The 15,881-nt window shown below is 46.6% G+C and carries 8 protein-coding genes; 6 read left to right on the top strand and 2 right to left on the bottom strand.

Annotation, left to right across the window (positions count from 1 at the left end):
* Window positions 1–45 precede the first annotated feature (45 nt).
* The 4 genes from PBAL39_RS03285 to PBAL39_RS03270 are packed head-to-tail and all read left to right on the top strand — an operon-like array spanning window position 46 to window position 12,215.
* Complete coding sequence (locus tag PBAL39_RS03285) at window positions 46–6,747, top strand: type I polyketide synthase (RefSeq protein ID WP_008238287.1); 6,702 nt, start codon at window positions 46–48, stop codon at window positions 6,745–6,747.
* Window positions 6,748–6,755: 8 nt separating this feature from the next.
* On the top strand, window positions 6,756–10,736 hold the full coding sequence (locus tag PBAL39_RS03280) for a non-ribosomal peptide synthetase (RefSeq protein WP_198139761.1): 3,981 nt from the start codon (window positions 6,756–6,758) through the stop codon (window positions 10,734–10,736).
* A 1-nt stretch (window position 10,737) separates the two neighbouring features.
* A complete protein-coding gene (locus PBAL39_RS24480) occupies window positions 10,738–11,448 on the top strand; it encodes a 4'-phosphopantetheinyl transferase superfamily protein (protein WP_050784299.1) in 711 nt (236 codons plus the stop codon).
* Window positions 11,449–11,489: 41 nt separating this feature from the next.
* A complete protein-coding gene (locus PBAL39_RS03270) occupies window positions 11,490–12,215 on the top strand; it encodes a TylF/MycF/NovP-related O-methyltransferase (RefSeq protein WP_008238284.1) in 726 nt (241 codons plus the stop codon).
* A gap of 30 nt (window positions 12,216–12,245) precedes the next feature.
* Here the strand turns inward: PBAL39_RS03270 and PBAL39_RS03265 are convergent, their stop codons facing one another.
* Both PBAL39_RS03265 and PBAL39_RS03260 read right to left on the bottom strand, forming a co-directional pair.
* Window positions 12,246–13,415 carry a glycosyltransferase family 2 protein gene (locus PBAL39_RS03265; RefSeq protein WP_008238283.1) on the bottom strand — a complete coding sequence of 390 codons (1,170 nt, stop codon included), beginning with the start codon at window positions 13,413–13,415 and terminating at the stop codon, window positions 12,246–12,248.
* A 28-nt stretch (window positions 13,416–13,443) separates the two neighbouring features.
* A complete protein-coding gene (locus tag PBAL39_RS03260) occupies window positions 13,444–14,355 on the bottom strand; it encodes a glycosyltransferase family 2 protein (RefSeq protein WP_008238281.1) in 912 nt (303 codons plus the stop codon).
* Window positions 14,356–14,573: 218 nt separating this feature from the next.
* Here PBAL39_RS03260 and PBAL39_RS03255 point away from each other — a divergent pair, with 218 nt between their 5' ends.
* Complete coding sequence (locus PBAL39_RS03255) at window positions 14,574–15,458, top strand: beta-1,6-N-acetylglucosaminyltransferase (RefSeq protein ID WP_255348729.1); 885 nt, start codon at window positions 14,574–14,576, stop codon at window positions 15,456–15,458.
* 10 nt (window positions 15,459–15,468) lie between these two features.
* Window positions 15,469–15,864, top strand: coding sequence for a GtrA family protein (locus tag PBAL39_RS03250; RefSeq protein WP_008238277.1), 396 nt, complete (start codon window positions 15,469–15,471; stop codon window positions 15,862–15,864).
* Window positions 15,865–15,881: the final 17 nt, after the last annotated feature.

Below are 15,881 nucleotides of genomic sequence, written 5' to 3'. Positions count from 1 at the left end.
TCTGTCAGAAGGAATCGAAATCTACCAGACTTTAACGCTCAACTTATGTCTAGAAACGAAACCACAACAAACAGCATACTCATACATGAGCTTTTCGAAGCCGCAGTGCTGCAACATACAGAAAGGATTGCCGTCACTATCGGCACAGTATCCATCACCTATGAAGACCTGAACACTAAGGCAAGTCGCCTTGCTGTTCTTATTTCCGCGAATGCTGATGGCGAGGAAATCATTGGCATAAGTGCCACCCGCTCCATTGAGATGGTCATCGGCATCCTTGCCATTCTTAAGTCAGGACGGGCTTACCTTCCGCTGGACCCTACCTATCCTGAGCAACGGCTACAACAAATCGTTGGCGATTCGGGGGTACGTACCTGTATTGCCAGCACCACTGAAAGTAACTTTTTTTGCCAGTTCAGCCTGCAAACCATTGCGGCTGATCAGGAACACGCAATCAGCAGCGCAAGCCACCCTAAACAGGGGCTCAACGTCTGTATTTTGTACACTTCAGGATCAACAGGCCTTCCAAAGGGGGTTTGTCTGGGCCATGCCAGCATGACAAATTTCATCCTCTGGCAGCAGACGCACGCCCTGAGCGGACCCAATATACAAGCGCTGCAATTCTGCCACCTGAGCTTTGACGCCTCATTTATGGAACTTTTTGTCCCGCTGATTACCGGCGGCACAGTACATCTGATCCGGGAGGACGACAGGCTGGACGGCGGAAGACTCCTGAATTTCATCATATCAAAAAAAATCAATAAGGTATTTTTACCTTATGTAACCCTGCAATACCTTACGGAAGCAGCGACAGCTGAAAATCGTTTTCCTGCCGACCTAAAGGAGGTCATCACAGGCGGCGAGTTGCTAAAAATCACGCCTACCATCCGAAAGTTCTTCGGCGAGCTTCCGGAAAGTTGCCTGTGGAATATCTATGGTCCGACGGAAACCACCGTTTGCGTCACCACATTACGTCTGGACGGCGACACAGCGGCATGGCCGGGGATTCCGACTATTGGATCTGTGATGGCGGGATCAGAGATTTACTTCCTGGACGAGCAGTTGCAGCTTGTTGAAAATGGCACAGCCGGTGAGCTATGCATTACCGGGGTATGCCTTGCAAATGGTTACCTGAACAAACCCGAGCTTACCGCAGAGAAGTTTGTGGAATGGGTTCATCCGCTTCATGGGCCTATGAAGATTTACAGGACAGGCGACCTTGGCAGCTACAAGGAAAATGGAGAGATCGACTTTATTGGCCGACGCGACGGACAGGTGAAAATACGAGGCAATCGTGTAGAGCTTGGCGAGATTGAAGTGGCACTCATGCAATCGACAAATATCAGACAGGCGGTTGTGATCCTCAGGGAAGACCAACCCGGCAGAAAAACACTGGCAGCTTACCTCGTTTGTGAAGAGGGTACATTTGATGCCGCAGCGCTCCGCGCTTCGGTTGCGAGTGCTTTGCCTGATTATATGGTCCCGGCCAGCTTCAGTCTGCTCCCCGAACTTCCTAAGACAACCAGCGGAAAAGTGGACAAAAAGGCTTTGCCGAAACCGGACCTCAGGAGGCCGGATCTAAATGTTCTTTACAAAAGGCCCGTCAGCGCCACTGAGAAAAAGATCACATCGGTACTCGAAGGAATTTTACTTTATGATAAGGTAGGCATTGAAGATAACTTTTTTGAGCTTGGCGGCAATTCCCTGCTTGCGCAGAAACTGGTCTCTGAGTTGAGGTATCAGCTGAACCTTCTGCTCCCCATCACCAAACTCTATCAATATCCGACAATTTCGGGTATCGTAAAATACCTAGGACAGCAACAGAAAGGGCTTCAGTCGGTTGCCAGAGTGCATAAAAAAGGAATCCGTCACACAGACATTGCCGTAATCGGCATGGCAGGCCGTTTTCCAGGTGCCGACACCGTATCAGAGCTGTGGGAGCTACTGATTAAAGGTAAGGAAGCGACCACCTTCTTCAGCACAGACGAGCTTGACCCCGCCATACCTGAAGACATCAGGAAAGACCCTGCTTATGTAAAAGCAAGGGGCATTATCAGAAATGCAGACCAGTTTGATCCTGCCTTCTTTGGCATCAACCCTAAACTGGCGGTGCTTATGGATCCGCAGCAGCGTATCTTTCTGGAGATCGCACAGGAAGTGTTGGAGCAGACAGGGCACCTTCCGAATGTCTATACACATAAAGTTGGCGTATTCGCCGGCAGCGGCAGCAACACTTATTATGAAAACAATGTACTTTCCCATAAAAACCTCATTGAAAGACAGGGCAAACTACAGGTGCTAACGGTCAATGAGAAAGACTATATCGCTTCCAGAACGGCCTATCACCTTAACCTGAAAGGGCCAGCGGTGAGTGTCAACTCCGCCTGCTCCACCTCACTCCTTGCCGTCGTTGAGGCGGTAAACAGCCTAAGGGCGGGCCAGTGTGATGTGGCCATCGCCGGTGGTGCAAGCATCACCTCTCCGGTTAATAGCGGTCACCTTTACCAGGAAGGCTCCATGCTTAGTGAGGACGGACATTGTCGCCCATTCGATAGTGAAGCGACCGGAACCGTCTTTAGTGATGGCGCAGGGGTCGTGCTGCTGAAGAGGCTGGACGATGCTGAACGTGATGGAGATCTCATATACGGCGTGGTCAAAGGTGTTGGTGCAAACAATGATGGCGCAGGCAAAGGAAGCTTCACTGCTCCAAATGCGGATAGTCAGGCGGATGCCATTGCCATGGCTATAGCCGATGCACAAGTAGATCCTGCGGATATCAGTTACATAGAAACGCATGGCACAGGAACACCTTTGGGAGATCCGATTGAATTTGACGGACTGAACGCCGCTTTTGGCCTCCAGCAAAAAAATCAATACTGTGCCATCGGTTCTGTAAAAAGTAATTTCGGCCACCTTACACAGGCTGCAGGGGTCACTGGACTGATCAAAACCTGCATGGCGCTGCACCATCGGCAGATTCCGGCATCACTTGGTTATAAAAAACCAAATCCAAACATCAACTTTGCCGACAGCCCCTTTTATGTAAATGATGAACTCAGGGCATGGCCGACCGGGAAAACAAGGATTGCCGGGGTGAGTTCTTTTGGCGTAGGAGGCACAAACGTACATGTCGTAGTCGAAGAATACATCAACAAAGAGAAACCTTCATCAGAGGGAAGACCGTTTGAGCTGATCAGCTTTTCTGCACAAACACCGAAGAGCCTGAGTCTTTATGGTGACGCGCTGGCAAAAAAACTGGACCACTATTCATTGGCCGATATTGCCTACACCCTGCATACCACCAGAGACAATTACCGCAACAGACGTTTCATTGTGACAGACAGCGTTGGTCACCTGCATGCCCAGCTTGGTGGATCAAATACTTCTAAAATAGAAAACAACCTGCTGGAGGAGACCCCGGGAGAAGTTGTATTTACCTTTCCTGGTCAGGGTGCACAATACCTGAACATGGCCAGGGAGCTATACCAGGCTGAGCCTGTGTACACTGCAGCAATTGATGAATGCGCAACCCTGCTCAGCAGCTACCTCGATGCAGACATCAGAACGGTACTCTTTCCTGAGGAAGAAACAGCAGCAGCAGCCAATAAGCTGAAGGATACAAAATATACACAGCCCGCTTTGTTTGTCACGGAATATGCGCTGGCTAAGCTGTGGATGCATTGGGGCATCGAGCCTACTTTATTCTGCGGACATAGCATTGGTGAATATGTTGCCGCCCATCTTTCGGGTATTTTTTCTCTGGAAGATGGTTTGAGGCTGATTGCAGCGAGGGCTGCAATGGTCAGCGCACTGCCAGGTGGCGGCATGTTATCGGTACGCCATGACCGGGAAGAGGTTCTGGCATTGCTTAGCGGCGGCACACTGTCTATGGCCGCCGTAAACAGCCCTAAACTATGTGTAGTAGCCGGCCCCACTGAGGCATTGCAGGAATTCTCAAAGCTACTTGACAGCAAGGAAGTCGTCAATAAACTGCTGTTCACCAGCCATGCTTTTCACTCATCAATGATGGATCCCATTCTGGAAGATTTCAGGAAAGTAGTGGCGGAAATAACCTTATCGGCACCACAGATTCCGATCATCTCTACCGTTACAGGAAAACTGATGCTGGATGATGAAGCGATGTCAGCGGACTATTGGACAGGTCACCTGAGGAACACAGTATTGTTTGCTGATGCCGTGAGCACCATACTGACTTACGATCAGCCATTGTTCCTGGAAGTCGGTCCGGGTGTCGTTACCTCCACACTGGTGAAACAGATTGCTGCCGGAGAATCCAGAAAGGTGAAAGCCATTAACAGCCTTAACAATGGTACGAACGACCATTATAGCATACTCACGGCACTTGGTTACTTATGGAACCAGGGTTTGCAGCCAAACTGGGACAACTATTACGAAATGCAACAAAGAAAATTGCTCCATCTCCCGGCCTATCAGTTTGACCGGAGTAGGTATTGGGTAGACATTATCACAAATACATCTCCTGCCCAGCCTGCGATCCAGGCAAGGGCTGAACAACAAACAGAATCCAACGAACTACAATTAAAACATGTGCTTATCATGAGAAAGAATAATTTATCAGCAAAAATCAAACAGGTACTGGAAGATGCATCGGGCATTGAAATGGAGGATGTGGCATCAGACAGCAATTTTCTGGAGATCGGATTAGATTCACTGTTGCTGACACAGGTTGCTATTTCCTTGAAAAGGGAGTTCGGCTTGCCGATCACTTTCAGAAAACTCAATGAAGAATATTCATCTGTTGACCTATTGGTCGATTATATCGACGCCAATACAGCACCTGATCCTGTTGCCGATGCTCCTTTAGCTGTGACGCAGCCGGCAGTGCAAGCAACACCTCAGGCGATTGCAGTAACGCCTACGGCCCAGCCAGCACAGGCTTATGCTCCACCGGTATACAGTGCACCGGTGTACAACAGTGCTCCGGTATTTCATCAGCAGGCAAATGATACCGCTATGAGCCTTATTGCTCAACAACTGGAGATTCTTTCAAAACAGGTGATGATGATGCAGGGGATGCAATCGGTTACTGTACAGCTAAGTCCTCCTCCACCACCAGCAAGTGTCGTTGCAGCAGCAGCTACGCCGTCACCAAAACCAGCGGTAAAAAAACAGGTGTCTGATCTGAGCTTAAGTGCCCAGGAACAGGAGGAAATCAAAAAACCTTTCGGTGCCACCCCCAAAATCGAACGTCAGTCTTCAGACCTGAATCCCAAACAACAGTCATTCCTCAAAGAGCTGACTGCCAGATATACTAAACGAACAGCTAAAAGTAAAGCCTATGCTGCGGAGAGCCGAGATTATATGGCTGACCCCCGTGTAGTATCGGGATTCAAGCCGCAAACCAAAGAGCTGATCTATCCTATCGTCATCAAAAAATCAAGCGGAAGCAAAATGTGGGACCTGGATGACAATGAATACATCGATGTATTGAACGGCTTCGGCTCCAATATGCTCGGCTATCAGCCTGAGGTCATCAAAAAAGCGATGCATGACCAGGTGGATAAGGGTTATGAAGTAGGCCCTCAGCATGAGCTGGCTGCCGAGGTGAGTAAGATGGTTTGCGAATTCACAGGTTTCGACCGTTCCGCCCTATGCAGCACAGGGTCGGAAGCTGTACTGGGATGTATCCGTATTGCCAGAACAGTGACCGGACGTTCCTTAATCGTAGCCTTCACAGGATCTTATCATGGGATCATTGATGAGGTGCTGGTGCGTGGTACCAAAAAGCTGAAATCTTTCCCTGCCGCAGCCGGTATTATGCCGGAAGCAGTACAGAACATACTTGTACTGGATTACGGTACTGAAGAATCATTGGCCATCATCAGAGAACGCGCAGATGAGATTGCCGCAGTGATTGCAGAGCCGATCCAAAGTCGCAGACCAGAATTTGTACCTGTTGAATTCCTCAGGAAAGTAAGAGAGATTACTGAAAATGCTGGTGCCGCCCTGATATTTGACGAGGTCATCACTGGTTTCAGGATGCATCCTGGAGGTGCACAGGCGCTATTTGGTATCCGTGCCGATCTTGCTTCTTATGGCAAGGTAGTCGGCGCCGGGATTCCTATCGGCGTCATCGCAGGTAAAAAACAATTTATGGATGCCCTGGATGGTGGTACCTGGAATTATGGGGATGCTTCCTTCCCTGAGGTGGGTGTAACTTACTTCGCCGGTACCTTTGTGCGTCACCCGCTTGCCCTGGCTTCAGCGAAGGCCTCATTGGAATATATGCGTGAAAAAGGACCAGCCCTGCAGGAACAGCTGAATGAAAAAGGGAACTATATCAGCAAAGTCCTGAATGAGGAGATCACCAAACGTAACCTTCCTTTCTTCGTTGCCAATTACGGATCACTATGGAAGGTAAAGTTCAACGAGGAGGTTCCCTACGGTGAGCTGATGTTCACACTCATGAGAGAAAAAGGGATCCATATCCTTGACGGCTTCCCTTGTTTCATAACTGAGGCGACTTCAAATGAAGACTTACAAAAGGTGATTGAATGTTTTAAGGAAAGTATGGACGAAATGATCGCCGCAGGATTTTATGAATCTGGTGTTCAGCTGGGGGCAAATACAACATCACCGGTATTGGATATCAACCGCCCTCCAATGGTAGGTGCGCGTCTGGGCAAAGATAAAGACGGCAATCCTGCATGGTTTATTGAAGATGATAAGGCTGCAGGGAAGTTCTTACAGATCAACCATAATTAATGCCTCAAATGGAACGCTTAAATTTCATAAATATAGATTTCAATCCTTTCGAGGGTTTTGAGATTGAAAAGGTAGTGCTGACCAACGAATCTCAACGAGAGCTATGGCTCTCCTGTGTCCTTGGTGGCGAAGATGCCAGCCTTGCCTATAATGAGTCGATCTCCCTTACATTGGAAGGAAGGGTCGACAATGACGCCTTTCAGCAGTCGATAAAAGCATTGATACTTCGTCATGAGGCACTCCGTGCCTGCATGAGCAAAAATGGAGAACACCTGATCATCCATACGGATGTGCATACCGACCTGGACAGTCATGACATCAGTGACCTTTCAGAACGAGCACAGACGTCAAAGGTAAAATCTGATATCCAGGAATGGATCGGGGAACCTTTTGACATTTATGAAGCTCCTCTATTTAAAATGTTTGTGCATATCCTGGGCGACAACAGGATCCATTTCACCCTGATCATTCACCACATCATTGGTGACGGGTGGTCCATCGGCATTATCCTGGAGGACCTCAGCAAGTTATACAATGCCTACCTGAATGGCGAAGTGCCTCAGTTGCCTCCAGCGGAACAGATTAGTGATTACGCAGAAGAACAGGCCAGCTTCGGTCTTACTGAAGAGTATCAGGAGACCCAACAGTTCTGGCTGGACCAATACAAAGATGATGTCCCCGTGCTGAACCTGCCATTGGATTTCAGTAAGCCCTCTACAAGGACTTATAGGGGAAAAAGAAATGACTATCCCCTGAATCCTGAGTTATTGGCGGCATTGAAAAAATTGGCGGTAAAATCGGGCAGCAGCCTTGTTGCAACAATGATCACGGCCTTCGAAGTTTACCTTTATCACCGTACAGGACAGCAGGACATTGTTCTGGGTTTACCCTCTGCAGGACAATCTGCTACTGGGTACTTCGGACTGGTAGGCCACTGTGTCAACCTGCTTCCGTTAAAAAGTAAGATCAACCCGGACCTTCCCTTTTCAGACTACCTGAAGATCAGGAAGGGACAGATTTATGATGCTTATGACCATCAGCGCCTGACCTTTAGCGAGCTGCTGAAGAAGCTGAACATTAAACGCGACAAATCCAGCATTCCACTGGTGCCTGTTGTCTTTAACGTCGATATGGGCATGGATGAAAAGGTGAAGTTCCAGGGACTTAAGCACACCCTATTTTCTAACCCCCGCGTATGCCAGACTTTTGAGATCTCGCTGAACGTGAATGGCTCAAAGGAATCAATGATGCTCGAATGGGCGTACAACACACAGTTGTTTAGCAGTGCTACCATCGACAGGATGATGGGAGAACTGGAGCTCCTGCTGAAAACCGTCACGGAAAACCCATCAGTTCTGGTAAGCGCAGCCATGCCACATCCGGCACCATTCCCTGAGATTGCACGAAATAAAACAAATACTCCTGCAGCGCTGACACTGGTAGATCTGTTCTCAAAACAGGTAGAATCCCGGCCAGATCACTTGGCATTGGTTTTTGGAACACAGACACTTAGTTACGAGCAGCTGGACAAAAAGTCAAACCAGGTGGCAAACTACCTGATCAGTAAGGGCGTTTCCGGAACCAGCATGGTGCCGCTCTGCATACGACCATCGCTGGAAATGGTGATCGGGATATTAGGCGTCATGAAGACCGGAGCTGCTTATGTACCTATTGACCCCGAGCTGCCGGAACAACGCAAGCATTTTATCCTCTCGGCAACTACCGGCGAAGCTTTTTTGACAGATCAATACTTAGCTGGCAGCTCACCGGAAATCACAGAAGAAACAGGACTGGCGCTGAACAATGCCTCCTGTCCGGTATGGAGCGCCGCAACAACAAAGCCATCGGTAACAATAAACCAGCAAAACCTCATTTATATCATCTATACCTCCGGATCAACCGGAAATCCAAAAGGGGTAATGATTGAACACGGGGCCATTACTGATTACATCTACGGACTTCAGGATGCGCTTCCGCAACTTAAATTGTGTAAAAGCTTTGCGCTCGGCTCTTCAGTAGCAACGGATCTCGGCAACACCGTTTTGTTTGGCGCCCTTGCAACGGGTGCTACACTCCATGTATTTGCAAAGGAAGACTTTAACAACCCGATCTTTATTCACCAGTATTTCAAAAGTAATGCGATCGACTTCCTGAAGGTCGTGCCTTCACACTGGAAATACCTGATGCTGGACGATCAGGGCCTGTTCCCGGAAAGGGTGCTGATGTTTGGCGGAGAATCCCTGCCTGGGGATTTCATCCAGGGCATCAGGGACTCAAATCACAAATGCAGCATCGTAAACCACTATGGTCCTACAGAAACAACGATTGGTAAGCTGCTTCACATTGTGAACATGGACAATGTTTACCAGATGACAGTACCAATCGGCAAACCTTTCTCCAATACGGTGATATATGTGGTAGACAAACATTTCAACCACTGCCCTGTCGGCGTACCGGGAGAACTCTATATTGGTGGCCGAGGTTTGGCTAAAGGGTATCTTGGCAATCCGGCATTGACCGACCAGTCGTTCATCAAAGATCCTTTTGCTACCACTCCTGAAGCGAAGATTTATAAAACCGGGGATCTAGTACGCTGGTTGCCTGATGGCAATATCCAGTATATGGGCCGCATCGATGATCAGATCAAAATCAGGGGAAACCGGATTGAACTTGGAGAAATTCAGAATGTGCTGCTCAGCCATGCTGATGTGCTGCAATGTGCTGTTGTAGTGGAAGAAAATCAGGGTAATGAGAAACAGCTTGCCGCTTATATCGTGCAAAATGGGGTGCTCGATAAGGAGTTGATGATACAGCACCTGCAAAAAAGTCTTCCGGAATACATGATTCCGCGGATGTTCCTTCAACTGGATCAGATCCCTCTGACGGCAAATGGCAAAATCAACAGGAAGTTACTTCCTAAAATTGAACAGGAAGAGGCGTTGGTCTTTGTTGCCCCTTCCGGCGGGGATGAGGAGTTGATTGCCGATATCTGGGCCAAATGCCTGGGGCTCGACAAAGTAAGTACCAAAGACAATTTCTTTGAGCTTGGCGGACATTCCCTGATTGCCATCAAAGTCATGGTAGAAATCGAGAAACAAACCGGCAAACGTTTGCCATTGGCGAGTCTTTTCGACAGTCCGACTGTAGAGAAACTGGCAAAACTGCTCAATGTTGATGCTGGCATGAAATGGAATGCGCTCGTACCAATCCATACCCAGGGCAGCAAACTCCCGGTTTACCTCATTCATGGCGGCGGACTGAACATACTGGTGTTTCAATCAATGTCAAAATTTATGGATCCGGACCAACCGGTATATGCGCTCCAGGCACTAGGACTTAACGGCGATACAGAGCTGTTATATACGATTGAAGAGATTGCAAAAAAATACGTTTCTGAAATTATGGAGGTGGATGCCGAAGGGCCATACCTTCTTGCGGGCTACTCCCTGGGTGGAAAGATTGCCTATGAAATGGCACGGCAGCTGATGGCCATGGGTAAGGAAATTAAAATGCTGGGTATTTTTGACACCTATACCGGCTCCTCACATAAAGGCATGAACAGGATAGTACAGAAAGGGTTAAGGCAATTGCGCAAGGTCCCTTTCATTCTTGGACAACTCATAGATAACCCGAAGAGAACCATTTCTTATCAGCTGCTGATTGCCAAGAGAAAAATGAACAAACTGACTAATAAAAAGAAAGTACATCCGGAAAGCGAAGTGTTCAGCTACGACCCTGAAATCGCCAGAAGTTATGAAACTGCTTATTTCAAGTATGAGCTTGCTCCTATGGACATTAAAATTGATCTGTTCAGGGTGAAAGAACGCATTTACTACCTGGATGACAGGGTTCACCTCGGCTGGAAACCTTATGGATTAAAAGGAATTTCCGTACATGACATCCCAGGAGATCATAAAACTTTCCTATATCCGCCAAACGACAGGGAATTTGCCGGTGTATTGCAACAGGCTCTGAACGAAAAAAATTAAATTGATCAAGGAAAAATCAATGAATCCCCTGGTGTCAGCCCCGTATATCAAATGGAATGCTCTAGACGGTCGTGACTTAACGGACTACAAAGGCGTCCATGTATTTAAGGTCCTTGTATCAGATGATGTGAATTACAGCCATTTATATGCGGATGTACTGAGCACTGATGAGGAAAAGAAAGCCCTTCGCTTCAAAAGAGAGGACGACTGCAGAAGTTACCGCCTCAGGAAGTATGTACTGCGCCAGCTACTTTCGGTTTTTACCGGAGTAAATGCTTCAGCAATAACCTATCGTTATGGTGAGCATAAAAAGCCTGCAGTGGAAGGTATTGCTTTCAATTCCAGTCATAGCGGGAACTGTATCCTGATTGCCATTGCACCTGCTGACGTAGGAATCGATGTCGAACACATCCGTCAGGACTTTGACTTCGATGTGCTGATCGACACCTGTTTTACCCCCGAAGAACAGGCTTTTATTAATCAAGGCGAACGACGCAACAATTTCTTCAGCCTGTGGACGCGAAAAGAAGCGATACTTAAAGCAAACGGAACGGGCCTGATTACCCACCTAAATGAACTGAATTGCCTGAATATGGAGGTAACATTCAAAGGACAGCATTATATACTCACAACTAAAAATGTAGACGAGCAGTATACCATGAGTCTCGCTACAAATGCCGCTGAAATGCAAATTAACTACTGGAACTACTGATGATCAGTAGTATGAATTCACCCATTATACCCTAAAGCAACATGGACAACTATTTTATCACCCGCCCTCCTTACAGCAAGATCAGAATGAATAAGGGAAAGGCTAGCCTGATCAGGTTTATCAATAAGGGATTCCGATATTTGAAACTGGGCCTTGCCATCAATCCAATAGACACTGCTGTAGACATGAACACCATTGAGCAACGCATCAACTATTTTCATTTACTGGATCAGGTGATTGCGAACGATATTGATGGTGATGTCATTGAGCTTGGCTGTTTCACCGGGCAATGTGCACTGATCCTGCAAAAGGTAATTGAGCAACGTCGCTCCCCTAAACAACTTTACCTTTATGATTCTTTTGACATTAAGTTCAGGGAAACGGGCAGCATTGAGGAGGTCTTGAAAAATAATTTTGTTAACGCTGGTCTAAAGGTTCCTTTATTGAAAAAGGGCTTTTTTGAGGAAACACTGCCTACAATGCTCCCTGAAAAGATCTCTTTTGCGCATATAGACTGTGGTTTTGGTGGTGATAAAATTGCGCATAGTAAGGTGGTGCAATATTGCCTGAATGAGATCTATCCAAAGATGAGCCTTGGTGCAATCTGTGTGCTCATGGATTACAATGATCCGGAAATCAATGGAGTCGGGCATGATGCAAATCCAGGTGTCAAAATTGCCTGCGACGAGTTTCTGAAAGATAAACCTGAAGAAATGGTATGTTTGTATGGCAACCAGTTCTTTCATGCCTATTTCAGGAAACTATAACGCCAGCGGACAACTGCTGCAATGAGCACATTAGGCTTTTCTCTTTGATTTTTCCCAGGCCGCACTCTGGTTTTTCTTGTAATACCTGACAATGCCCGCAAGCACTGCGTAGTTCATCACACAGAAATAATAAGGAATAAATAAGGCCTTGATCCTGATGTTCCTTCGCTCAAAATACAGACCTATAGCAGCAAGGACGTAAAACAACACCTGGCAGACCAACAGGGCTTTGTAGAAGAATACAGGAATGGAAAAGGCGAGTACCGCATTGAGCATCAGCACCAGGATCAGCAAAAATGGCGTGATGGTCCACCTCAGTACCCTGTGACTGATGTATTGGAAGGTAAACACAGGTTGATGAAAAGGATTGGCAGATTTCTTCAGTCGCAAAATAGACTGGATCCCTCCTGCCGCAATTCTGATCTTACGCTTCAATTCTTCTTTTACATCCGCAGAAGCCGTTTCCATAGCATAAGCTTCAGATTCGTAAGCGATGATGTATCCATTTTCAGCAATGCGCATGGCAATCATGTGGTCGTCAATGATGGTGTCACTTTCTACAGGCTGGTACAGGGCAGTACGGATGCTGAACAACTCCCCCGCTGCACCAACGTTGGAATACAGCTCGTAGTCCCACTGTTTTAGTTTCGATTCATACTTCCAATAAAAACCTTCTCCGGCAGAACTCGCATCCGCATGTTCCTCTACCAGGATACGTTTCTCTCCTGCAACAGCTCCTACTTTCTCATTCTGATAATGCCTGACCAGCTTCTGAATGGCTTCCCTGTTTAAAAAGGTATTGGCATCAGTAAACACCGTAATCTCTCCATTGATGAACGGGATAGCACGTTTGATTGCTGCCATCTTCCCGGCGCGAAGGTCCTGATGCAGTAAGGTGACCTCCGGAAAATTACGCACCTTATCTGCTGTCCCGTCCGATGATCCGTCGGTAATAAATATCACTTGCAGCTGCGCTGAAGGATAGTCAAGTGAAAGGGTGTTCCGTATCTTCTCTTCAATGATGTCTTCTTCATTGTAAGCGGCGATAAGAATGGTCACATCGGGCAATGCAGCATCGGCTCCAAACTCAAAAGGCTTTGTAAACAACCTCTTGATGCGCACCAGTGCATAAAGTACAAATCCATAACCGACAAAGGTGTAAATGATCAGAAAGATGCTGATCCAGAATATAATAATCATCAATATCTATTTTTAGCTCACGCGATAGTTAAATTTTAAAGCCCAGGTCCCTGCTGTTCCTGTGGTGGGTCAGGTTCCACAATACGCCCTTGAACACCCATTTGACCAGATCTTTACGTCCTTTCTTCAGGTATATTAAAATCTGCTTGGGACATGCCACAAGGATAAAGAAAATACAGAATATAAGCGTATTGAAAAATCCGGTATTTCTTCTGATGAACAACATCCTGTTCCTGGTCATGAAGTAGGTTTTGATGTTACTTTCCTTTCCCACACTCATGGATTCCTTATGGTAGATTTTCACAGCGCCGTAAAACCATATTTTTAACCCCGCTTGTCTGAAGCGCTCGCACCAGTCGAGCTCCTCATAATAAAGGAAAAACTGACTGGCCATCAAGCCAACAACTTCTAGGTCTCCAGCCCTGCACATCATCGCTGCACCATGGCAATACCCTGTTTCATAACTCTGTTGGTCGTACTGCCCCTGGTCTTTCTCCATGTACCCAATTGCCTTGTTTCTGCCGGTTAGGTAGTTCATTCCGGTAAACCCTGCATATTGTACCACTTCCGGCTCTTGGAAATAGAGGATCAGCGGAGAAATCAGCCCAATTTCGGGGTTGGTTTCTAATGCCGACAGCAGTCCGGGTATCAAGCCTGCCGTGATCTCGGTATCATTATTCAGGAACAATAAGTACTCCCCTTTTGCCTGCGCTACTCCCAGGTTATTGCCACCTGCAAAGCCAAGGTTTAGCTCGGAACGAATATAAATCAAGTCTGGATATTCCGTTAGATAATCAGGCCCATGGTCCTCCCTGCTACCATTATCAACAAGGATCACTTCAATGTTTTGTGTGGCTGCATGGGCTTTTACAGACTTCAAAAAGTCGATGGTAACCTGGAACTGGTTGAAATTGACGGTAATAATGGAAACTAGATTCATTAATCTGGGGATGTGACTGGGTTAGGTTAATCGGAGGAAAGATAGCTATAATCGTTTTGAACCACAACATCAAAATCCAGGGGTGCTGAATTGTGATGCTACTCATTGCGATTCTAAAAAGGAGTAGGAAGTAATTAGGAAAAAAAACAAAGAAAGCGTATCTTCGACAGGCAAATTCTTTGTTTTTATACTTCAAAACTTATTTACTGGTGATCAAAATGCGCATTGCACATATCATTATCATACACAAAAATATGGCTCAGTTGGATAGGTTGATTGAGTCGCTGAGGCATCCCGAATCCGATTTCTATGTACATGTTGACGCCAAAGTTCCCGCATCAGAATTTCAGCACCTGTTGAAGCTGCCCCAGGTCACCTTCCTGGACCACCGCATTCAATGTAACTGGGGGGGCTTCAGCATCCTCAAAGCCATTTTCAATGTGATTGATGCTGTGGTAAATTCGGGAAAAGAATATGGATTTATCAACCTGATGAGCGGACAGGATTATCCCATTCAGTCCACACAGCACATTTATGACTTCATGCTGAGCCATCAGGGAAAAACGTTCATCTCTTATGAGACGTCTTCAGATTCTCACTGGTGGAAAAAGGCTTTTCACAGGTATGAAAAGTATCACCTCACAGATTTCAAAATGAAAGGAAAATACCTGATCGAACGGGTATTGAATAAAATCACGCCTGCGAGAAAATTTCCGGGTTACACCACTTTGTACGGAGGAAATAAATCTACCTGGTGGACCATAGACTGGGAATGCGCAGTACACATCAACAAGGTGTTCCAGGAAGACACCAAGCTGCAGAATTTCCTTAAACTCTGCTGGGGAACGGATGAATTTGTGATCCCTACACTGATCATGAACTCTCCTTTTAAAAAAAATGTGATCAACAACAGTCTCCGTTACATAGACTGGTCTGAGGGAAATGCAAGTCCGAAGGTGCTGGGTATCGGCGACTTCAATACCATACAGAAATCGGGCATGCTGTATGCGAGGAAGTTTGATCAGGACATTGATGCTGCCATTCTCAATAAAATCGACGGCGCCATTTTATCCGTTACACAACCAACAGACATTAACCACTAGCCTATCCATTTTGGAATTCATTAAATCCATATTCAAGCTTCAGTTATTCCGGTTCCTTCTGGTTGGCCTTTTCTGCGCAACTTTTGAGTACCTGAGTTTTAACTTCCTGATCAGCACATTCACCATCAGATATATCATCGCGAATGTGGTCTCCATCGTCCTGGCCATCACCATTAATTATTGGTTGTCCAGAGCTTACGTTTTTGAAAAAAGCAGGTATTCAAAAAGAGACGAGTTCATCTCTTTCGTGATTTTCTCTATATTGGCCATTGTGCTCAACCAGAGCATTCTATGGTTTTTCTTTGAAATCGTCCATCTGGATATTCGCCTCTGTAAGGCTTTGGCGATTATACTTGTTGCTGCCTTTAACTTCCTGACAAAAAAGTATATTGTTTTTAAGGCTTAAAATTTGTTATACATCCG

Origin of the sequence: Pedobacter sp. BAL39 (assembly GCF_000170795.1) — a bacterium.
GTDB lineage: Bacteria > Bacteroidota > Bacteroidia > Sphingobacteriales > Sphingobacteriaceae > Pedobacter.
This window is presented reverse-complemented; position numbering and strand designations above follow the sequence as displayed.

Bases quoted from the DNA above. Each gene is read 5' to 3' on its own strand.
- PBAL39_RS03285 (WP_008238287.1), top strand. From the start codon at position 46: ATGTCTAGAAACGAAACCACAACAAACAGCATACTCATACATGAGCTT.
- PBAL39_RS03280 (WP_198139761.1), top strand. From the start codon at position 6,756: ATGGAACGCTTAAATTTCATAAATATAGATTTCAATCCTTTCGAGGGT.
- PBAL39_RS03270 (WP_008238284.1), top strand. From the start codon at position 11,490: ATGGACAACTATTTTATCACCCGCCCTCCTTACAGCAAGATCAGAATG.
- PBAL39_RS03265 (WP_008238283.1), bottom strand. From the start codon at position 13,415: ATGATTATTATATTCTGGATCAGCATCTTTCTGATCATTTACACCTTT.
- PBAL39_RS03260 (WP_008238281.1), bottom strand. From the start codon at position 14,355: ATGAATCTAGTTTCCATTATTACCGTCAATTTCAACCAGTTCCAGGTT.
- PBAL39_RS03255 (WP_255348729.1), top strand. From the start codon at position 14,574: ATGCGCATTGCACATATCATTATCATACACAAAAATATGGCTCAGTTG.